Consider the following 19654-nt stretch of genomic DNA (forward strand, 5'->3'; position numbering starts at 1 on the left):
GTCGCACCGTCCGGGGCGCGCCATCCGCCACCCCTATCCATTTCAACTGGCGCACGGTGGCGGTGGTACTGGGTGGTGTTTCACGTTAGATCACACAAATCCGGGTGGCAAACGGCCCACCCATCGCCGCCATCATATCAGAGTTCGCCCCATGATCCGCACCTTTGCCTTTGCCGATGCCCGTCTGAACCCGCAGCCCGATCAGCCAACCCTGTCGCAGGACGCGACATGGATTGATGTGTTCGATCCGTCACCAGATGAAATGGAACAGGTCGAAAAGTTTTGCGGCTTTCCCATGCCCACGCCCGACGACATGGCCGAGATCGAGATTTCATCCCGGCTTTACGAGGAATTTGATGCGGTGTTCATGACCGCGCTGATCCCGTCGCGTACCGATACCGATGATTTGCTGATGAAACCGGTGACATTCATCCTGACCAACGGGCGGCTGATCACCATCCGGTATCATGACCCCCGGGTGTTTGCCGCCTTTATCACCCATTGCACGAAAACCAAATTCGAGGCCGCCACAGGCGAAGGTGTGATGTTGCAGATGCTGGATATTGTAGTGGATCGTCTGGCCGATATTCTGGAACGCGCGGGCCACGAACTGGACCGGATTTCATCCGATGTTTTCGCCCGCAAAGAGACACGATCAAAGGCAGACACCGATTACAAGGCCACCCTTGAATCGATCGGGCGCAAGGGCAATTTCACGTCGAATCTGCGCGACAGCCTGATGACGCTGAGCCGTCTTGTCACGTTTCTTGAGCCCCGGATCGATCGCGACACCGCCCGCCAATCCGAGATTCTGAAAACCCTCAGTCAGGATATCAGATCGCTGTTGGATCACTGCGGGTTTGTATCGCAAAAGGTGACGTTCCTTCTGGATGCGACACTGGGTCTGATCGGCATCGAACAAAACGGCATCATCAAGATTTTCTCGGTCGCGGCGGTGATCTTTTTGCCGCCAACCGTGGTGGCATCCATTTATGGAATGAACTTTGAAATCATGCCGGAACTGGCATTTCCCTATGGCTATCCGATGGCATTGGGGCTGATGTTGATGTCGTCAATCGTGCCGTACCTGTTTTTCAAACGGCGCGGCTGGCTTTAAACCATCCGGATCACGCTTTTGTCGATGCTCAACATATATCCGCGCCGGGCGATGTTTTTCACCAACAGCGCGCTGACCAGTTGATTGCCCAACGTATCGCGCAACCGCTTGATCCGCACCGCGCCCGCCGCCTCGTCGCAATCGGCGGCGTTGCGCCCTGATATCACCGCCTCAAGCTCGGCACCCGACAGCACATCGTCGTCCATCCGCGCCTCGGCCAGAACCGACAGGGTTTCAATCGCCGCCTCGGTCAGTTTGAATTCCATGTTGTTCAGGTAAACCACCCGTTCATCGCGCGAAATCAACAGTGATGACACCTGAATGCCCGCACGCTCAATTTCGCCCATGCGCCGGTTCAACCCGATGATCGTGAGCAGAAAAATCAACGACGCCAGCAAAAGCGCCGTGGCAAACACCAGCAATACGAAAATCACCACCCGATAACTGCTGAGCACCCCAGAAAATGCCGTGCCCGATTGCGCCAGGATTTCCAGCAGTTTGATATCGCCCGCGCCGGTCAGTGCATCGTTTTCAACAAAGATCTGTTCAACCTTCGCGTTGAATGCATTGGCATCGGGCAGGTTCACAAACAGCAATATCGCCGCCACCAGCAATATCGCCACGATGGCGGCAATGCCAAATCCGACAATGCGCGTGGCCGAACGCCGCGTATCAGTAGCGGAGGAAGTAGGCACCAGCACTGTCTTTCCTTTCCCCAAGGCCCGCATCGTCAAACACTGACAGCACGGTCAACAATTGCCAACCATCCACCGCGATCCGCCGTTCAATCAGGGGGCGGGCGGCCTGGAGCGAACAGGCCCGGTCGGGCAATTGCACAACCCCGTAATGCAGGCGCAGGGGGTTATCGGTTTTCGCCTTGTAATCGGCGTAACAGGCGGCATTGGCGACCAACGCGGTGCCAATCAGCGACAGGGCAAAAACAATGGGGGCAATCAGGCGGCGCATGGGGGGCTCCGGATGCTGGGGTTTGACGGGCAGAATGGGTCGGGTGCGCCAGATATTCAATAACCAACGGGGTTTGCCCCACCGCTATCCCATAACAACGGGGCGTTATTGCCTGGCAGGGCCGCCCTGCCCGAGGCTGTGGATATGCCAGATTGCGCCTCTTGCTGCTGGTGTCTTGCGAACCCAACCAGAAAGGAAATTCATCATGACCCGTCGATTGATCGCTGCTGTTGTTTCTGTCGGTATTGCCCTTGGCACCTTGGCGCCTGCCCCTGCGCAAGCTGGAAATCGGGATCTGGAAAAACTGCTGGGGGGTATTGCGACGGTCGTGATCCTGGGCGCGACCTATGATCATTTTCGCGACAAGCGAAAGCGGCGCAAACAGACCCATGCCGAACGGCCGCGCAATCACAAGATCGTGCCATCGCAATGCCTGCGCATTCTGCAAACCCGCAACGGCACCCGGCGCATTTTCACCAATCGGTGTTTGCAACGCAACATGACCAACGTGCATCGCCTGCCACAAGAATGCTGGGTGCGGGTGCGCACCGATGAAGGACCGCGCCAAGGCTACGGTGCGCGTTGTCTGAACAAACGCGGCTGGCAGCACGGCTAACCCCGAGATACCGCGCGGCGGTCCTTATCCGCACATCTCCAGACTGTCGCGCGGGGTGGGGCAGGTGGCACAGCGCCGCCTGCCCGTTTATTGCCAAAACCGATGGCACGCGCGGGGCGGATCAGGCATACCTTGGCCAAGTCAGCGAAAGGAAGCCGTGCCATGTCATTCACCCTTGCCACCTGGAACATCAATTCGGTCCGTCTGCGCGAAGGGCTGGTCGCGCGGTTGATGACCGAAGAAGCGCCCGATGTGCTGTGCCTGCAGGAATGCAAAAGCCCGGTCGATAAAATCCCGCTCAGCGCGTTTCAGGCGCTGGGATACAATTACATGGTGGCGCGTGGGCAAAAGGGATATAATGGCGTCGCGATCCTGTCAAAGCTCCCGATGGAAGAGGTCGGCGCGCTGGATCATGCCCAGTTGGGCCATGCCCGCCACATCGCCGGACGGTTGGAAAACGGCGTGATCGTGCATAATTTCTATGTGCCGGCGGGGGGTGACAAACCCGACCGTGAAATTAACGAAAAATTCGGCCAAAAGCTCGATTATCTCACCGATATGCGCGATGCGTTTCGCACCGAAGCCCCGGAAAAGGCGATTCTGGTGGGCGATCTGAACATCGCACCGCGCGAAGATGATGTGTGGAACCACAAGCAATTGCTTAAAATCGTATCCCATACCCCGATTGAGGTGGATCATCTGGCCGCCGTGCAAGAGGCCGGTAAATGGGTGGATGTAACCCGCGCCGATATTCCCGAAGGGCAGCTTTATTCCTGGTGGTCGTACCGATCGCCAAACTGGGATGCCGCCGACAAGGGCCGCCGCCTCGATCACATCTGGGCCACCCCCGATATCGCAAATGCCGCCCACGGATCGCGCATCTTGCGCCCGGTGCGCGGCTGGGAACAGCCCAGCGACCATGCACCGGTTTTTGCCACATTCGATCTGTAAAACCGGCCCGCCACCGGCCCGCAGATGGCAAAACCATTGGCCCGACCTTGCAACGGCGCGCCCTTTACGCCATCTAATCTTGCGAAACGCATCTTCAGCCAAGGACCGCCACCATGTTGGAATTCGGCCAAACGCCCGCCGCCCCCGCCGCCAGTGATCTGATCAAGGACAGCACCGAGGCCACATTCATGGCCGATGTCGTCGACGCCAGCCAGACGGTACCGATCATCGTTGATTTCTGGGCGCCCTGGTGTGGCCCCTGTAAAACCCTGGGGCCAATGCTTGAGGCTGCGGTGACCGCCGCCAAGGGCGCGGTGAAGATGGTAAAGGTGAACGTGGACGAGGCGCAACAGATCGCCGCGCAATTGCGGGTGCAATCCATTCCTACGGTTTATGCCTTTTACAAGGGTCAGCCCGTCGATGCGTTTCAGGGCGCACAGCCGCAATCGGAAATTCAGGCGTTTGTTGACAGGGTAATTGCCGCAGGTGGCGGGCAAGTGCCCGACGATGGCCTGGGCGAAGCATTGGAAGCCGCCGAGGCCATGTTGGCCGAGGGTGCCGCCGCCGATGCCGCGCAAACCTTTGCCGCGATTCTGGGCGAAGACCCGAAAAACGCCGCCGCTTATGGTGGCATGGTGCGCGCCCATATCGCCATGGGCGAACTGGATCAGGCCGAAGCGATTTTGAACGGCGCCGATGCCGATATCAGCCACGCGCCCGAACTTGAGGCGGCCCATGCCCAGTTGCAACTGGCACGGCAGGCGGCAAATGCCGGGCCGGTCGATGAATTGCGCGCCACGATCGAGGCAAACCCGGACGATCATCAGGCCCGGTTCGATCTGGCCACAGCACTCCATGCAAAAAACGACACCCAAGGCGCGGTCGATGAATTGCTGGAACTGTTCCGCCGCGACCGGGACTGGAACGATGGCGCGGCAAAAACCCAGCTTTTCACGATTTTCGACGCGCTTCCGGCGAAAGACCCGGTGGTTTTGAGTGGGCGCAGAAAACTCTCATCAATGATATTTGCCTGACGCCTTTTGCGGCCTATCTGGTCTGTCATGTTTCCAATCAAAGATCTTCCCGCCACATTGCCTGTCTTTCCGTTGCCCGGTGCATTGCTTTTGCCCCGGGCGCGGTTGCCACTGCATATTTTTGAACCCCGCTATCTGGCCATGGTCGAGGATGTTTTGAAAACACCTCACCGGCTGATCGGAATGGTCCAGCCGCGCGATGTGCCGGGGTCTGACACGACCCGCCTGCATGCTATCGGCTGTGCCGGGCGGATCACCGGATTTTCCGAAACCGAAGACGGGCGATACATGATCACCCTCGCCGGGATTTCCCGGTTTCGGATCACCCGCACCGCAGAAGGGTTTGAACCCTATACCAAATGCGATGTGTCATGGGATGGGTTTTCCCGCGATCTTGGGCCGACCGAAAAAGACGCAGGGTTGGACCGTGATCGGTTTCTTGATCTGTTGGGTCGGTTTTTTGACGCCGAAGAGCTGAAAACCGACTGGGACTCGCTCAACGATGCCGAAGATGAATTGCTGATCAATTCGCTGTCGATGCTGTGCCCGTTCGAACCCGAAGATCGCCAGGCCCTGCTTGAGGCGCCATCGCTGACCACCCGGCGTGAAACCCTGGTCACGCTGATCGAATTCGCCCTGCGCCGGGGCGACGGCGAGGATATCATGCAATGACCGACCACCCCCCCTATGACCGCCACATGCTTGAGGCACTGGTATGCCCGCAAACCCGCGCACCGCTCAGTTTTGATGCCCAGCGGATGGAATTGATCAGCAAGGCGGCGCATCTGGCCTATCCGATCCGCAACGGCATTCCTGTCATGCTGATCGACGAGGCGCGCGCGCTGGAGTGATCCGCGCAGCGGCCAAAGGCCAAGTGCTTTATCCCATGCCTGTGTGATTGCAACAGGGCGCGTTTTCGTGTCTATGGCGAACGAATGTTTCATCGCTCAAGGAGCCAGCCCGATGTCCAACGCCGCCCTGGAAACCGCAATCGAAGCCGCATGGGATGCGCGCGACACGATCACCCCCACCACCAAAGGTGAAACCCGCGATGCCATCGAAGATACGCTCAACGCGCTGGATTCCGGCAAACTGCGCGTGGCCGAACGGCAGGACAACGGCGATTGGCATGTGAACCAATGGGCAAAAAAGGCCGTTCTGCTTGGCTTTCGGATCAAGGACATGGAAATCCAGAACGGCGGCCCGCAAGGCGGCGGTTGGTGGGACAAGGTCGATAGCAAATTCGAAGGCTGGGGCGACAATCAGTGGAAAGCCGCCGGATTTCGCGCCGTTCCCAACTGTATCGTGCGCAAATCGGCGTTTATCGCGCCGGGCGTGGTTTTAATGCCATCCTTTGTGAATCTGGGTGCCTATGTGGATTCCGGCACCATGGTCGATACCTGGGCCACTGTCGGATCCTGCGCACAGATCGGCAAGAATGTGCATCTGTCGGGCGGTGTCGGCATTGGCGGCGTGTTAGAGCCGATGCAGGCCGGTCCAACCATTATTGAAGACAATTGCTTCATCGGCGCACGTTCCGAAGTGGTTGAGGGCTGTATCGTGCGCGAAGGATCGGTTTTGGGCATGGGCGTGTTTATCGGCAAATCCACCAAAATCGTTGATCGTGAAACCGGCAATGTCAGCTATGGCGAAGTGCCGCCCTATTCGGTGGTGGTGGCCGGTTCGATGCCGTCGAAAAACGGCATAAACCTGTATTGCGCCGTGATCGTGAAACGGGTCGATGCCCAGACCCGCAGCAAAACCGCGATCAACGAATTGCTGCGCGACTGATTTTGCATCCTGCGCTATTTTGGGAACCTTTCGGGGTTCCCAATACTTGTGCGTCATATGACATTTGAAGATTGAGGGCGACACATGGGTATCGGAATTATCGGATCGATTATTGTTGGTGGGCTGGCGGGATGGATTGCCAGCATGATCATGAAGGCCGACACCGGGCTGTTCGTGAATATCGGTCTTGGCATTGTCGGGGCCATTCTTCTGAACCTTATCCTGGGTGCGGTGGGCATTTACGCCGAACGCAGCTGGCTGCCGCAGCTTATCGTTGGATTGGTCGGGGCATCCGCCCTGATTGCCGGATACCGCGCGATCAAATCATAACACTTGCCGAGGCGGGCAAAGTTTGACACGACGCGCCCATGGCAAAATCAGAAAAACAGCACCACGTTTATACCCTCTTGATTGAGGTCGGTCGCAAATCCGGCGACGGTCTGCCCAAAGGGGCGACCGGCGCCGCGCTTATGTGCTATGCCAGCGGCGTGGACGAAGGCGAAGCGGTGCGCGAAACCGTCGCGATCCTGAAACAGGCCGATATGGCGCCACTGGATGTAACCGGATATGGCACGCTTGATGAACGTCTGGCCGAAGGTCACGAGATCGGCGATGAGGAACAAGCGCTGATGGCGCGGGCCTTGGCCGAAAATTCGGTGATTGTGGCACAGATGACGCCGTTCTTTGAGGATACGCCAAAGGGTTGAGACAGCGCGCCGCCCCCGCTATTTGAGGGGACAAAGGAGGCTGTTCTCATGTCCATTGATCCCGTCCAACTTACCGCCGATCTGATCCGCTGCCCCTCGGTCACGCCTGACGAGGGGGGGGCGATTACCCTGTTGCATAACCTGTTGGAAAGCGCCGGGTTCACCTGTACCCGGTGTGATCGCAACGGCATTGCCAATCTGCACGCGCGTTGGGGCGAATTGGGAAATGGCCCGGTGTTCGGGTTTAACGGCCACACCGATGTGGTGCCAATCGGCAACCGCGCCGATTGGGCGCACGATCCGTTTGGCGCAGAAATTGTCGACGGTGTGATGTATGGGCGCGGGGCCTGTGACATGAAATCAGGCGTCGCCGCCTTTGCCGCCGCCGCGATTGATTTTGTGCGCAATACTCGACCAAACGGCGCGGTGATGATAACCATCACTGGCGATGAGGAAGGCGACGGCATCGATGGCACCGCCGCGATCCTGGATTGGATGACCGAGACGGGCGAGCGGATGGATGTTTGCCTGGTGGGTGAGCCGACCTGCCCCGATACCATGGGCGAAATGATGAAAATCGGGCGGCGCGGATCAATGACCGCCTATTTCACCGCCACCGGGGTACAGGGCCATGCGGCCTATCCCCACCGCGCGAAAAACCCGGTGCCCGCCATGGCCCGGCTGATGGATCGGCTGGCCAGTCATGTATTGGACCAAGGCACCGATCATTTCGATGCCTCGACCCTGGCGGTGACCACGATTGACACCGGCAACACCGCCAACAACGTGATTCCGGCACAATGCCGGGCAACCGTCAACATCCGGTTCAACGATGCCCACACCTCTGATGCGCTGACCGAATGGTTAAGGGACGAGGCCGATAAGGTGGCCAAGGAAACCGGCATCACATTCGATATGCGCCTGAAAGTGTCTGGCGAAAGCTTTATCACCCCCCCCGGCGCGCTGTCTGATCTGATCGGGCGCGCGGTCAAGGCGGAAATCGGGGTTGATCCGGTGCTGTCGACCACCGGCGGGACGTCGGATGCGCGGTTTGTCAAATCGCATTGCCCGGTGGTTGAATTTGGCCTTGTCGGGCGCACCATGCACCAGGTGGATGAATCTGTCGAAGTTGCGCATATTCACCAGCTCAAGGCGATCTATGGCCGTATCCTGAGCGATTATTTCGCATGATCAAGGTGGCGCAAACCCGCGATATCGCGGCCTGTGTCGCCCTGCGCCGCACGGTATTTATTGATGAACAGGGCGTGTCCGAAGCCGATGAGATGGACAATCTCGACGAGGCCGCGATCCATCTGTTGGCCACCATCAATGGCGCGCCCGTTGGCACCGCCCGCCTGTTGATCAAGGGCGAGATTGGCAAAATCGGCCGGGTCTGTGTGCTGCGCCCGTATCGCGGCACCGGGTTGGGCGCGGCGCTGATCGCGGCGGCGCTGGATGTGCTGCGCGCCCAACCGGGGCTGCGCACCGCGCGATTGGGCGCACAAACCCATGCCATCGGGTTTTACGAACGGTTGGGCTTTGCCGCCCATGGTCCGGTCTATGACGATGCCGGAATCCCGCACCGCGATATGGACCACCCTTTGTGAACCGCACCCTGATCGTGATGCTGAAAGAGCCACGCCCGGGCCGGGTGAAAACCCGTCTGGGCCGTGATATCGGCATGACCAATGCCGCCTGGTGGTTTCGCCACCAATCGCGCGGGTTGCTGCGCCGCCTGGATGACCCCAGGTGGCACATCATCCTGGCCGTTTCCCCCGACCGCGAAGGGCTGAAAAGCCGTATTTGGCCCGCCCATCTGCAACGTCTGCCCCAGGGCGCGGGGGATTTGGGCGCGCGCATGGCGCGGATGCTGCGCAGCGCGCCGCCCGGCCCCGCCTTGGTGATCGGGGCCGATATCCCGGGCATCACCCGCCCCCATATTACGCGCGCCTTTGCCGCCCTGGGCACGGCGGATGCGGTGATTGGCCCGGCCCAGGATGGCGGTTATTGGTTGATCGGGCTTAAACATCCGCGCGCCATGCCACCGGGCCTGTTTCACAACGTGCGCTGGTCCAGCACCACCGCCATGGCTGACACGCTTGCCTCGGCCCCCGCCCTGCGCTGGGCAAAAACCGATCTGTTACACGATGTCGATACGGCGCAAGATTTACCATGACGCCCCCCGCGCCCCGTGCTAGCCACACCATATGAAACCTATTCCAACCAAGACCGAAATCCTGCAGTGGATTTCCGACAATCCCACCCTGACCGCCAAGCGCGACATCGCCCGCGCCTTTGGTATAAAAGGGGCGGCCCGGATTGATCTGAAACGCATCCTGAAAGAACTGGAAGCCGAGGGTCAGTTGCAAAAGCGGCACAAGACCTATCGCAACCCCGAAAGCCTGCCACCGGTTTCGGTGCTGTCGGTGCTTGACCCCGACCAGAACGGCGATCTGTACGCCAAACCGATGGAATGGGACGGCGACGGCGTTCCGCCCCGCATTCTCATGGTGCTGCGCGACAGTGATCCGGCCTTGGGGGAAGGCAACCGCATTTTGGCCCGCCTGACCGAGGTACAAGGCGAAGATCACCGGTACGAGGCGCGCCTGATCCGGCGCATCGGCACCAACCCATTGCGCGTTTTGGGCGTGTTTCGCGCCCACAGCGAAGGTGGGCGCATCCTGCCCATTGACAAAGGGTCGGATCGTGAATGGACCGTGGCGCCGGGCGCCACCCACGGCGCCAAAGACGGCGAATTGGTCGAGGCCGAACAAACCGGATCGCGCGCCCGCATGGGCCTGCCTGCGGCGCGGATCACCGATAGGTTGGGCGATCCATCTGCGCCGCGCGCCGTGTCACTGATTGCGATCCACCAACACGGCATTCCCGATGCGTTTTCCGATGCCGCCATCGCCCAGGCCGACGCGGCCCAACCCGCAAAAATGGGCGACCGCGAAGACCTGCGCGCCCTGCCCCTGGTCACGATCGACCCCGCCGATGCCCGTGACCGCGATGATGCGGTGCTGGCATTGCCCGGCGAGGGTGGCGGTTTTATCCTGTGGGTGGCGATTGCCGATGTCGCCCATTACGTCACGCCGGGCAGTGCGCTGGACCGCGAGGCGAAGACCCGCGGCAACTCTACTTATTTTCCTGATCGGGTTGTGCCGATGTTGCCCGATATCCTGTCGGGCGATCTGTGTTCGTTGCATGAAAACGTGGATCGCGCCTGTATTGCCGTGGAAATGCACATTGATGCCCAGGGCAACAAAACCGACCACCGGTTCACCCGTGGCATCATGCGCAGCCAGGCCTCACTTCCTTATGAAGAGGTGCAGGATGCGATAGATGGCCGGGTATCCGACCGGATCGCGCCGCTGATGGAGCATATGCGCACCCTGTACGGGGCCTTTCATGCGCTGACCAAAGCCCGCGAAGCCCGCCAACCGTTGGAGTTAGACCTGCCCGAACGGCAGATCATTTTGGGCGAGGATGGCAAGGTGTCATCGGTCGCGTTCAAGGAACGGTTGGACGCGCACCGGTTGATCGAAGAATTCATGGTGCTGGCCAATGTTTCGGCCGCCGAAGAATTGGTAAAACGCAAAACCCCGCTGTTGTTTCGCATTCACGAAGAACCCAGCCCCGAAAAAATGGAGGCCCTGCGCGAAGTGGCCCAGGCCAGCGGGTTCACCCTGGCCAAAGGGCAGGTGTTGCACACGCGTCTATTGAACCGCCTGTTGGCCCAGGCCGATGGCACCGATCATGACGAACTGATCAACATGTCGACCCTGCGCAGCATGACACAGGCCTATTACTTTCCCGAAAACTTTGGTCATTTCGGGCTGGCCCTGCGCAATTACGCCCACTTTACCTCGCCCATTCGGCGCTATTCCGATCTGATCGTGCATCGCGCCCTGATCACCGCCCATGGTTGGGGCCGCGATGGCCTGTCGCCCGAAGACATCGAAACCCTTGAGGTCACGGCGAAACAGATTTCCGACACCGAGCGCCGCTCGATGATGGCCGAGCGGGACACGACCGACCGCTATCTGGCCAGCTATCTGTCCGAACGGGTGGGCAGCGAAATGTCAGGGCGCATTTCCGGCGTGCAAAAATTCGGCCTGTTCGTGCGGCTGGATGAAACCGGGGCCGATGGGTTGATTCCAGTGCGCAGCATTGGCGGTGAATTCTATCATTTTGACGCGGATGAACAAACTCTTATGGGGTCTGACACCGGCCTGAAATTGGGCCTTGGGCAACGTGTCACCGTGCGCCTGGACGAAGCGGTGCCTGTCACCGGTGGGCTGACATTGGAACTGCTGGAGCTTGAGGGACGGGCCCTGCCGCGCGGCGGGCAGGCCGGGCGCAACCGCGCACCGGGGCGCAAAATCGGCAAAACCCGCAGCAAAACCGCCAAAATCAAACGCAAGGTCAAACGCAGCCGCAAATGACATGGCAAAAGAACGCCGTCGCTCTGGCGAATGTTTGCGATTGTTTCATCTTTAGCTACAATAAAGACAAAACAACGCGGTAGATACAGGTGGAATGATGGGCATGAATTGGCTGGGCCTTGTGGCGGTTTTGTCCCTTTGGGCCGGTGGGTTATCCGCCGCCCCGGTCGAACACTCCCCCCGGCCCCTGCCCCGCGCCGGTGTGGTTGTGGCAAACGGGGTGCAGTCACCGCGCCTGATAAACGATGCGCGCGACGACATCAGCACCCAACGCCCCCGCGCCCGCCCGGTGCCGGTGGCCAGCACGCCATTGATCCTGTCCACCAAGACGCCGGAATTTGACCGCTGGCTTGCCGCGTTTCGGGGCCGCGCCCTGGCCCAGGGCATTCGTGGCGATGTATTTGACGCCGCGATCAACGGCATCACCTATGACCCAAAGGTGATCGAACGCGACCGCAATCAAAGCGAATTCACCAAAACGATCTGGGATTATCTTGATACCGCTGTCTCGGATCTGCGCATCGCCAACGGCAAAAAGGCGCTGGAACGCCAACGCGACGTGCTGGAAAAGGTCGAAGCACAGTTTGGCGTCGAAAAAGAGGTCGTCGTCGCGATCTGGGGCCTTGAATCCGCCTATGGCACATTCAAGGGCGGCAATGATATCATCGGCTCCCTGGCCACCCTGGCCTTTGACGCCCGGCGCAGCGCGTTTTTTGAAAGCCAACTGGTGGCGGCGCTGAAAATTCTGCAAGCGGGCGATGTTGCGCCGCGCACGATGACCGGTTCTTGGGCCGGGGCCATGGGCCATACGCAATTCATCCCCACGTCATATCTGACCTATGCCGTTGATTTCACCGGCGATGGTAAACGTGACATCTGGGGCGAAGACCCCGCCGATGCCCTGGCCAGCACCGCCGCCTATCTCAATCGCTTTGGCTGGACCAAAGGCCAACCTTGGGGCGTCGAAGTGACCCTGCCCAAAGGGTTCGATTACGCCAGCGCCAATCGAAAAAACACCAAATTGCCTTCGGCTTGGGCGCAACTGGGCGTTGTTGGTATTGATGGAAAACCGGTGCAGGATCACGGCGAAGCGTCGGTTTTGCTGCCTGCCGGATCAAAAGGCGCGGCGTTTCTGGTGTTCAAGAATTTCGAGGTGATCGAACGCTATAACACCGCCGATGCCTATGTGATCGGTGTGGGGCATTTGGCCGACCGGATCAAAGGCGGCCCAGCGATCAAAGGCGGCTGGCCCTTGGGCGACCGGGCACTCACGCTGAGTGAGCGCGAAGAGATGCAGCGCCGCCTGACTGCCAAAGGGTTCTCCACCAAGGGCATAGATGGCAAGATCGGGCCGCTTACCATTCAGGCGGTGCGCGATTACCAGCGTTCGATCAATCAGGTGCCCGATGGCTACGCCTCGCTCGCGATTCTGCAAAAGTTGCGTTCATAAGGCTGCACCGCGCCACCACCCCGGTTTTTTCTTGCTGAAAATATCCTCGCCGAAGGCCAGCGCCGACAGGCGCTCTTCCATCGTTCCCGAAAAAAATCACCCCAAATAGGCGCGCAAGGCCGCCGGTGGATTGGCCAAAATCGCCGCCGCCGGGGCGGGCGCGCTGACCTGGCCACCGTCCACCACACAAAGCGCCCCATCCAACCGCGCCGCATCGCCCGGGTCATGCGTCACCATCAACAGCGTGGCACCCTGGGCGGTGCACAACCCTTTGACCAGGTCAATCATTTCCACCCGCAACGCCGGGCCAAGGGCGGCAAAGGGTTCATCAAGTAACACCAAAGGCCGGTCCTGTACCAACATCCGCGCCAAGGCGGCGCGGCTTTGTTGCCCGCCCGACAATGTCGCCGGTTTGCGGGTTTCCATTCCGGCAAGGCCCACATCGGCCAAGGCGGCGCGCACCCGGTCAGGTTCGCCGCCGCGCAACCGCCCCGACGGGCGCATGCCAAGGGCGGCGTTTTCATAGACCGAAAGATGTGGAAACAGATTGTTATCCTGAAAAATCATGCTGACCGGGCGCTGACCGGGGGGCAAAGGCAACAGATCGCGCCCCCGCCACAGCAACCGCCCCGATTGCGGCACCACAAATCCGGCCACCGCCGCCAGAAACGTCGATTTGCCCGCGCCCGATGGCCCCATGATCGCCACGTGGGCGCCCGGATCAATGGCAAAATCCGCGCTCAGGCGAAAATCACCTTGGACGATTTGCATTTTATCAAAGGTCAGCATCCACACGCCCCCCACGATCAAACAGCCAAAACACCAGCAGGCTCAGCCCCAGCAACACCAGTGCGACACCCGCTGCCTGATCCATCCGGTAACTGCCCATCAGACGGTATAACAACAACGGCAATGTGCCCGCATCCGGATCGGCAAACAGGGCGATCACCCCCAAATCCCCCATGGAAAGCGCGCCCGCCAGCGCCGCGGCAAACCCCAAAGGCCGGCGCAATCGCGGCAGGGTCAGGCGGCGCAAGCGGTGCCATCCGGTCATGCCCAGACTGTCGGCCAATGGGCCAAACCGCGCCTCAACCTCTTGCGCGGCAGGCACCAGCGCGCGCAGGGCAAACGGCAGCGCCATCACCGCATTGACCAGCGCCGTAACTGGCAGCGCCAGATCGGCCGGATTGGCAAAGGGAAACACGATCAGGAACAATCCGGTTCCAATCACCAGGGGCGATGCGGCCACGGCCAAATACCCCGTCACCTCAATCCCTTTGGCCAAGGCGCGGTTGCGCAAGCCGGTAATCGCCAGGGTCATCGACAGCGCCAAAACCACCGTGACGATCACCGAAAGCCCCGCCACGCAAAGCGATCGCCACGCCGCCTGCCAGACCCCGGCGGGCAGGCTTAACACCTCGGGCAGGCCGCGCAGGGCGATGGCCGTCAGCGGCAGCAATAAAAACAGTGCCGCGAGGATTATCAGCGCACCATCCAAAACCCGCAAACCGGGGCGCGCCGCGTCCCAACGTTCCACCGTGCGGTCCAACCCCGCGCCTGTGGCCTGCGGCACCGCCACCCACAGCGCCAAAAGCGCCGCCGCGCCGGAAATGGCCAGTTGGATCAAGGCCAGGAACGCAGCGCGCGACAGGTCGAAATCAAACCGGAACGCCTGATAAATCGCCAGTTCCACCGTGGTGGCGCGGGGGCCACCGCCCACGGCCAGGGCCACGGCAAAAGACGTGGTGCAGATCAGGAAAATCACCATGAATGCGCCGGGCAATGTGGCGCGCAGCATCGGCCATTCGAGATGGCGCGCCACATCGCGCGGGGTCATGCCCAGGGTTGCGGCCAGGCGAAACCGCTCGGCCGGGATCGACAGCCAGCCTTGCAGGATCAGCCGCGTCGCCAGCGGCAGATTGAAAAACACATGGGCCAACACCACCCCGTGCAGCCCGTAAATATGCACCGGCGGCAGGCCAAACAGGCCCAGCGCGCCTGATACCCAACCGGCCCGGCCAAACACCATCACCAGACCCAGAACCGCGACGATAACCGGCAGGATAAATGGCGCGCCCATCAGCGTGACCAGCACGGCGCGCCCGACAAACCGCCGCCGCGCCAAGGCCCGCGCCACCGGCACCGCCAGCACACAGGACAACACCCCCGACAGCACCGCCTGAACCAGGGTGAACCGGATCGCCGCCAAATCGCCCGCACCCAAGGCAAAACTGCCCTCGGCCCGCGCCAGAACGGCGGCGATGGTGCCAAGGGTCAGCGTCAGGATCAGCGCCGCCGCCAGCCCCCCGGCCCAGACCGACAGGTTCAACGGCTGAGCGCGGTCAGCCATTCGTCCAACGCCAGATCGCGGGCCTCTGCCGCCTCGCCTGCAGGAAAGATCAGCGCGGTTTGGGGCGTGATCAACGTTTCAAACCCTTCGGGCAATCCGTCTGCCGGGGTCACGGCGGGATACATCCAGTTGGTTGTCGGAATCACCGATTGAAACCCGTCCGTGACCATGAATCGCAAAAATTCATGGGCCAGGTCAATCTGATCGGACGAGGCGACAGCCGCCGCCACCTCAACCTGTAAATAGTGGCCTTCATCAAATGGCGCGGCGACTTTGCTCGCGTCATCCTCGGCGATCAGGTGATAGGCGGGCGAGGTGGTGTAAGACAAAACCATATCGGCCTCGCCCTCAAGAAACATGCCGTAACTTTCCGACCACCCCTTGGTCACGGTGACGATGTTATCGGCCAAGCCTTGCCAAATCTCGGGGGCCGCATCGCCATAGGCGGCCTTGATCCACAGCAAAAGCCCCAGACCGGGGGTCGAGGAACGGGGATCCTGAATAACGATTTTCAAATCACTGTCGCCCAAGGCGCGAAAATTGGTTGGCGCGCTCAGGTCGGCATCATGGACGAATGCGAAATAGCCCCAATCATAGGGAACGAACATGTCATCCTCCCATTCAATCGGCAGGTCATAGGCGACATCGCCCAGATCATGCCGCGCAAACAGCCCGGTTTCGGCGGCGGCAGCGGTCAGGTTGGCATCGAGGCCCAGAACCACATCGGCCCTTGTGCGCGTGCCTTCAAGGCGCAGGCGCGCCAACAGCGCCGCGCCGTCACCCGCCGCGGTGAATTGCAGATCACACCCGCACGTGGCCTCAAACGCGGTTTCAATCGCGGGGCCGGGGCCCCATTCGGTGACAAAGCTGTCATAGGTATAAACCGTCAGCACCGGTTTATCCTGGGCCATTACAGGTGTGGCCAAAAGCATGAGCGGCAGAAGATATTTCATCGTGTCGATCCTTCGTTGGCCCGGGGTTTCGCCCGGGGCACTGGGTGATCGGAAGTGGGGGAGATGTTGATCTCACCTTCCCTCCGCCGGTTCTAACCGGTTCAGGTTCTACGGGTGTACTCTCAGCCAGTGATCTGGCACCCCGAGGTAGGTGTAATGGTAGGCCGAACCGCGCGGCGCGGCAACCGCCCATTGTGGCGCGCCGCGCTTTGGCCTAGCGTCGCGCCATCACCATAAAGGCCGCCCATGACCCTTACCGTTTTCTGCGCCGTTTTGTTTGCCGCCCTGCTTCATGCCAGTTGGAATGCCCTGGTAAAAGGCGGGGTCGATAAACGGCTGGGCATGTGCGCGGTGACGGTGGGGCATTTGCCGCTGGCCCTTATCGCGCTGTTGTTTGTGCCGCTGCCCGCACCCGAAAGCATGCCCTATCTGTTTGGCGGCATGGCCTTGCACACCGGATATCAGATTTTTCTGGTGCAATCCTATAAAAAGGGCGATCTGACCCAAGTTTACCCGATCGCGCGCGGCTCGGCCCCGTTGATCGTGGCGGCGGTTTCGGTGTTTGTGCTGGGGGTCAGTCTGGCACCGTTGGAATTGGCCGGAATCGTGGTGATTGCCTCGGGCATCCTGTCCATCGCGCTGGTGCGACAGGCCGATGGAATGCGCAATGGCGGGGCGGCGGGCATGGCGTTGATCACCGGCTGTTTTATCGCCTCCTATTCGTTGGTCGATGGCATGGGCGCGCGTCTGGCGGGCACGGCGGTTGGGTTCTTTGCCTGGATCGCCATTGGCAATGCGGCGATTTTCCTTGCCTATATGTCGGTCAGCGCGCCGCGCACCCTGCCCGGGCTGTTTGGCGCGGCGAAATGGGTGTTTTGGGTGGGGGGCAGCGCATCATTCATCGCCTATGGCCTGGTGATCTGGGCCTTTACCCAAGCGCCCATCGCCCTGGTCACCGCCTTGCGCGAAACCAGCATCGTCTTTGCCCTGCTGATTGGCGTGATGTTTTTGAACGAACGGTTGAACCTGCCCAAAGTGCTGGCCACCATGGCCACATTGCTGGGTGCGGCGCTGTTGCGGCTGTCCAAGGCGTAACGCCCCTTTTCATAATCGCGCGATCCGCCTAGGACTGATCGCGCATGGATGAGAGTATATTATGAGCCTGAATACCTTTGGTCACCTGTTCCGCGTCACCACCTGGGGCGAAAGCCACGGCCCCGCCTTGGGCTGCACGATTGATGGCTGCCCCCCCGGCGTGCCTTTGGATGCGGGCGCGTTGCAACATTGGTTGAACAAACGCAAACCGGGCCAAAACAAATACACCACCCAGCGGCGCGAAGCGGACGCAGTTGAGATTTTATCGGGCGTCTATGAAGGCGTCAGCACCGGCACGCCGATCCAACTGGCGATTCAGAACACCGATCAGCGGTCAAAGGATTATGGCGACATTGCCGAAAAATTTCGCCCCGGCCATGCCGATATTTCCTATTGGCAGAAATACGGCGTGCGCGATCCGCGCGGCGGCGGGCGGTCATCCGCGCGCGAAACCGCGGCGCGGGTGGCGGCAGGCGGCGTGGCGCGGGCGGCGTTGGCACAATTGGTGCCGAGGCTGAAAATCACCGGATATATGGTGCAAATGGGGCCACATGGCATTGACCGGGATCGGTTTGATTGGGATCAGATCGCGGCCAATCCATTCTGGACCCCCGATGCGGTGGCCGCGACCGAGTGGGCCAAATACCTCGACGATCTGCGCAAATCCGGAAATTCCTGCGGCGCGGTGATCGAGGTGGTGGCCCAAGGCACCCCACCCGGATTGGGCGCACCGGTTTATGGCAAGCTCGATACCGATCTGGCCGCCGCGATGATGAGCATCAACGCCGTGAAAGGCGTGGAAATCGGCGAAGGCATGGCCGCCGCCGCCCTGACCGGAGAGGCCAATGCCGATGAGATTTTCATGGGCAACGACGGCGCGCCGGTGTTTTCATCAAACCATGCGGGCGGAATTTTGGGCGGAATTTCCACCGGTCAGGATGTGGTGGTGCGGTTTGCGGTGAAGCCGACCTCAAGCATCCTGAAAACCCGCCAGACCATCACCAAATCCGGCGAAGCGGCGGAAATCGTCACCAAAGGCCGGCACGACCCCTGCGTCGGTATCCGCGCCGTGCCGGTGGGTGAGGCGATGATGGCCTGTGTTATTTTGGACCATCTGCTGTTGGACCGGGGCCAAACCGGCGGCGTGCGCGGTGTGATTGGTTAGGGCAGATTGGGGGCCAGCCCCCAAACCCCCGGGATATTTCGCGCAAGAAAAAACCCGGCGTCAGGTCTGTTTGATCGGGGTCAGTTTTTGTTGTGCCTTTGAGATTTGCACGGCGAGGATACCACCGGTGATGATCGCCACTCCGATCACATCGACCCATCCCAGCGCCTCGCCGAGCAGCAGTGCCGCGATGGTTACGCCCAGGAATGGGTTAAGGAAATGGAATGTCGCGGCGCGCACGGTGCCGATCCGATCCACCAGCATGAACCACACGAATGTGGCCAGAAGGCCGGGAATGAGCGTGGTATAGGCAAAAGCAAGAACCAGGCGCGTTGACCAGTTCACCCCGTAGGTTTCGATAGCGGCCGACACGACGCCCAGACACACCGCCCCCACCAGCATTTGCAGCCCGACCACCATCAACAGATTGCCCCCCGACGACGCACCGCGCACCGTCAGCGTAGCCACCGTCAGCGCCGCCGCGCCCATCAGGCACAGGATCAGCCCGGTCACATCGACGCCCCCCGACAGGCGCGAGCCCATGATCAGCAGCACGCCAAACATCCCCGCCCCCAGCCCGAACAGGCCCAGAGGGCGGGTTTTTTCGCCCAGAAACATCCAACCGGCAAAGGCGACCATCAACGGCAGCGACGAGGCGATGATTGAGGCAAGCCCCGCCTCGACCTTTTGCATCGCCACAAAGTTCAGGCCGAGATACAGCGCGTTCTGGCATATTCCGAATATGATGGTGGCGCGCCATTGTCCCCGGCTGAGCCGCCAAGTTTGGCCCAAGGCCCGCGCGATTGCGATGCCGATGAACCCGGCCAGAAAAAACCGCAGCGACAGCGCCATCAAGGGTGGCGCGTCGAACACGATCATCCGCGCACTGGTAAACGCCGATGACCACATCAACGCAAACGCCACACCCATTACAATCGCCTTGATGTCCACCACTGCACCCCTATGCCAATCGCGCCATGGCTAACCTGTGGAATGGCAAATGCCAAATCC

General features: G+C 60.5%; 22 protein-coding genes and 1 riboswitch. Of the genes, 16 read left to right on the forward strand and 6 right to left on the reverse strand.

Going from position 1 to position 19654, the window contains the following annotated elements:
• The first annotated feature begins 151 nt into the window (after window positions 1–151).
• Window positions 152–1117 carry a magnesium/cobalt transporter CorA gene (corA, locus tag C8265_RS09100; RefSeq protein WP_108483696.1) on the forward strand — a complete coding sequence of 322 codons (966 nt, stop codon included), beginning with the start codon at window positions 152–154 and terminating at the stop codon, window positions 1115–1117.
• Here corA and C8265_RS09105 read toward each other — a convergent pair.
• Window positions 1114–1845 (reverse strand): winged helix-turn-helix domain-containing protein, encoded by a 732-nt coding sequence (locus C8265_RS09105; protein WP_420818856.1) that lies wholly within the window; start codon window positions 1843–1845, stop codon window positions 1114–1116. The two genes, corA and C8265_RS09105, sit on opposite strands and share 4 nt — an antisense overlap.
• Window positions 1790–2083, reverse strand: a complete 294-nt coding sequence (locus tag C8265_RS09110; RefSeq protein WP_108483899.1) for a hypothetical protein — start codon at window positions 2081–2083, stop codon at window positions 1790–1792. Before C8265_RS09110 ends, C8265_RS09105 begins: the two co-directional genes overlap by 56 nt.
• Window positions 2084–2288: 205 nt before the next feature.
• Between C8265_RS09110 and C8265_RS09115 the strand changes: the two genes are divergently transcribed.
• From C8265_RS09115 to C8265_RS09175, 13 genes are all read left to right on the forward strand, one after another.
• Complete coding sequence (locus tag C8265_RS09115) at window positions 2289–2699, forward strand: hypothetical protein (protein WP_108483698.1); 411 nt, start codon at window positions 2289–2291, stop codon at window positions 2697–2699.
• Window positions 2700–2861: 162 nt separating this feature from the next.
• Window positions 2862–3650, forward strand: coding sequence for an exodeoxyribonuclease III (locus C8265_RS09120; protein WP_108483699.1), 789 nt, complete (start codon window positions 2862–2864; stop codon window positions 3648–3650).
• A gap of 113 nt (window positions 3651–3763) precedes the next feature.
• A complete protein-coding gene (gene trxA / locus C8265_RS09125; RefSeq protein WP_108483700.1) occupies window positions 3764–4684 on the forward strand; it encodes a thioredoxin in 921 nt (306 codons plus the stop codon).
• A 27-nt stretch (window positions 4685–4711) separates the two neighbouring features.
• Window positions 4712–5356, forward strand: coding sequence for an LON peptidase substrate-binding domain-containing protein (locus tag C8265_RS09130; protein WP_108483701.1), 645 nt, complete (start codon window positions 4712–4714; stop codon window positions 5354–5356).
• Window positions 5353–5535: a Trm112 family protein gene (locus C8265_RS09135; RefSeq protein ID WP_108483702.1), complete on the forward strand. Its 183-nt coding sequence runs from the start codon at window positions 5353–5355 to the stop codon at window positions 5533–5535. Before C8265_RS09130 ends, C8265_RS09135 begins: the two co-directional genes overlap by 4 nt.
• A 112-nt stretch (window positions 5536–5647) precedes the next feature.
• Window positions 5648–6475: a 2,3,4,5-tetrahydropyridine-2,6-dicarboxylate N-succinyltransferase gene (gene dapD / locus C8265_RS09140; RefSeq protein WP_108483900.1), complete on the forward strand. Its 828-nt coding sequence runs from the start codon at window positions 5648–5650 to the stop codon at window positions 6473–6475.
• A gap of 84 nt (window positions 6476–6559) precedes the next feature.
• Window positions 6560–6805 carry a GlsB/YeaQ/YmgE family stress response membrane protein gene (locus C8265_RS09145; protein ID WP_108483703.1) on the forward strand — a complete coding sequence of 82 codons (246 nt, stop codon included), beginning with the start codon at window positions 6560–6562 and terminating at the stop codon, window positions 6803–6805.
• A 38-nt stretch (window positions 6806–6843) separates the two neighbouring features.
• Window positions 6844–7182: a hypothetical protein gene (locus C8265_RS09150; protein ID WP_108483704.1), complete on the forward strand. Its 339-nt coding sequence runs from the start codon at window positions 6844–6846 to the stop codon at window positions 7180–7182.
• A gap of 48 nt (window positions 7183–7230) precedes the next feature.
• Window positions 7231–8373, forward strand: coding sequence for a succinyl-diaminopimelate desuccinylase (gene dapE, locus C8265_RS09155; protein ID WP_108483705.1), 1143 nt, complete (start codon window positions 7231–7233; stop codon window positions 8371–8373).
• On the forward strand, window positions 8370–8789 hold the full coding sequence (locus C8265_RS09160; RefSeq protein WP_108483706.1) for a GNAT family N-acetyltransferase: 420 nt from the start codon (window positions 8370–8372) through the stop codon (window positions 8787–8789). Before dapE ends, C8265_RS09160 begins: the two co-directional genes overlap by 4 nt.
• On the forward strand, window positions 8786–9358 hold the full coding sequence (locus C8265_RS09165) for a TIGR04282 family arsenosugar biosynthesis glycosyltransferase (RefSeq protein WP_108483707.1): 573 nt from the start codon (window positions 8786–8788) through the stop codon (window positions 9356–9358). The genes C8265_RS09160 and C8265_RS09165 overlap by 4 nt, the downstream gene beginning before the upstream one ends.
• A gap of 31 nt (window positions 9359–9389) precedes the next feature.
• A complete protein-coding gene (gene rnr / locus C8265_RS09170) occupies window positions 9390–11630 on the forward strand; it encodes a ribonuclease R (protein WP_108483708.1) in 2241 nt (746 codons plus the stop codon).
• A 97-nt stretch (window positions 11631–11727) separates the two neighbouring features.
• Window positions 11728–13080, forward strand: coding sequence for a lytic murein transglycosylase (locus C8265_RS09175; protein WP_240611032.1), 1353 nt, complete (start codon window positions 11728–11730; stop codon window positions 13078–13080).
• 96 nt (window positions 13081–13176) lie between these two features.
• Here the strand turns inward: C8265_RS09175 and C8265_RS09180 are convergent, their stop codons facing one another.
• Genes C8265_RS09180 through thiB form a run of 3 tightly spaced genes read right to left on the reverse strand, consistent with a single transcriptional unit; the run spans window position 13177 to window position 16383 of the window.
• Window positions 13177–13869: a thiamine ABC transporter ATP-binding protein gene (locus tag C8265_RS09180; protein WP_108483710.1), complete on the reverse strand. Its 693-nt coding sequence runs from the start codon at window positions 13867–13869 to the stop codon at window positions 13177–13179.
• A complete protein-coding gene (locus tag C8265_RS09185; RefSeq protein ID WP_108483711.1) occupies window positions 13856–15430 on the reverse strand; it encodes a thiamine/thiamine pyrophosphate ABC transporter permease ThiP in 1575 nt (524 codons plus the stop codon). The genes C8265_RS09180 and C8265_RS09185 overlap by 14 nt, the downstream gene beginning before the upstream one ends.
• Entirely contained in the window at window positions 15406–16383 is a 978-nt protein-coding gene (thiB, locus tag C8265_RS09190) for a thiamine ABC transporter substrate binding subunit (RefSeq protein WP_108483712.1), read from the reverse strand. Before thiB ends, C8265_RS09185 begins: the two co-directional genes overlap by 25 nt.
• 61 nt (window positions 16384–16444) lie before the next feature.
• Window positions 16445–16538, reverse strand: a riboswitch (TPP riboswitch).
• A gap of 91 nt (window positions 16539–16629) precedes the next feature.
• On the opposite strand from thiB, the gene C8265_RS09195 reads away from it, so the two are divergent.
• A complete protein-coding gene (locus C8265_RS09195) occupies window positions 16630–17478 on the forward strand; it encodes a DMT family transporter (RefSeq protein ID WP_108483713.1) in 849 nt (282 codons plus the stop codon).
• A gap of 61 nt (window positions 17479–17539) precedes the next feature.
• A complete protein-coding gene (aroC, locus tag C8265_RS09200) occupies window positions 17540–18643 on the forward strand; it encodes a chorismate synthase (protein WP_108483714.1) in 1104 nt (367 codons plus the stop codon).
• 60 nt (window positions 18644–18703) lie between these two features.
• On the opposite strand, the gene C8265_RS09205 is transcribed toward aroC, so the two are convergent.
• Window positions 18704–19594 carry a DMT family transporter gene (locus C8265_RS09205; RefSeq protein WP_108483715.1) on the reverse strand — a complete coding sequence of 297 codons (891 nt, stop codon included), beginning with the start codon at window positions 19592–19594 and terminating at the stop codon, window positions 18704–18706.
• Window positions 19595–19654: the final 60 nt, after the last annotated feature.

The sequence above is a fragment of the Oceaniglobus ichthyenteri genome, assembly GCF_003057885.1.
GTDB lineage: Bacteria > Pseudomonadota > Alphaproteobacteria > Rhodobacterales > Rhodobacteraceae > Oceaniglobus > Oceaniglobus ichthyenteri.

Coding starts and splice junctions, on each gene's coding strand:
- corA (WP_108483696.1), top strand. CDS start 152: ATGATCCGCACCTTTGCCTTTGCCGATGCCCGTCTGAACCCGCAGCCC.
- C8265_RS09105 (WP_420818856.1), bottom strand. CDS start 1,845: ATGCGGGCCTTGGGGAAAGGAAAGACAGTGCTGGTGCCTACTTCCTCC.
- C8265_RS09110 (WP_108483899.1), bottom strand. CDS start 2,083: ATGCGCCGCCTGATTGCCCCCATTGTTTTTGCCCTGTCGCTGATTGGC.
- C8265_RS09115 (WP_108483698.1), top strand. CDS start 2,289: ATGACCCGTCGATTGATCGCTGCTGTTGTTTCTGTCGGTATTGCCCTT.
- C8265_RS09120 (WP_108483699.1), top strand. CDS start 2,862: ATGTCATTCACCCTTGCCACCTGGAACATCAATTCGGTCCGTCTGCGC.
- trxA (WP_108483700.1), top strand. CDS start 3,764: ATGTTGGAATTCGGCCAAACGCCCGCCGCCCCCGCCGCCAGTGATCTG.
- C8265_RS09130 (WP_108483701.1), top strand. CDS start 4,712: ATGTTTCCAATCAAAGATCTTCCCGCCACATTGCCTGTCTTTCCGTTG.
- C8265_RS09135 (WP_108483702.1), top strand. CDS start 5,353: ATGACCGACCACCCCCCCTATGACCGCCACATGCTTGAGGCACTGGTA.
- dapD (WP_108483900.1), top strand. CDS start 5,648: ATGTCCAACGCCGCCCTGGAAACCGCAATCGAAGCCGCATGGGATGCG.
- C8265_RS09145 (WP_108483703.1), top strand. CDS start 6,560: ATGGGTATCGGAATTATCGGATCGATTATTGTTGGTGGGCTGGCGGGA.
- C8265_RS09150 (WP_108483704.1), top strand. CDS start 6,844: ATGGCAAAATCAGAAAAACAGCACCACGTTTATACCCTCTTGATTGAG.
- dapE (WP_108483705.1), top strand. CDS start 7,231: ATGTCCATTGATCCCGTCCAACTTACCGCCGATCTGATCCGCTGCCCC.
- C8265_RS09160 (WP_108483706.1), top strand. CDS start 8,370: ATGATCAAGGTGGCGCAAACCCGCGATATCGCGGCCTGTGTCGCCCTG.
- rnr (WP_108483708.1), top strand. CDS start 9,390: ATGAAACCTATTCCAACCAAGACCGAAATCCTGCAGTGGATTTCCGAC.
- C8265_RS09175 (WP_240611032.1), top strand. CDS start 11,728: ATGGGCATGAATTGGCTGGGCCTTGTGGCGGTTTTGTCCCTTTGGGCC.
- C8265_RS09180 (WP_108483710.1), bottom strand. CDS start 13,869: ATGCTGACCTTTGATAAAATGCAAATCGTCCAAGGTGATTTTCGCCTG.
- C8265_RS09185 (WP_108483711.1), bottom strand. CDS start 15,430: ATGGCTGACCGCGCTCAGCCGTTGAACCTGTCGGTCTGGGCCGGGGGG.
- thiB (WP_108483712.1), bottom strand. CDS start 16,383: ATGAAATATCTTCTGCCGCTCATGCTTTTGGCCACACCTGTAATGGCC.
- C8265_RS09195 (WP_108483713.1), top strand. CDS start 16,630: ATGACCCTTACCGTTTTCTGCGCCGTTTTGTTTGCCGCCCTGCTTCAT.
- aroC (WP_108483714.1), top strand. CDS start 17,540: ATGAGCCTGAATACCTTTGGTCACCTGTTCCGCGTCACCACCTGGGGC.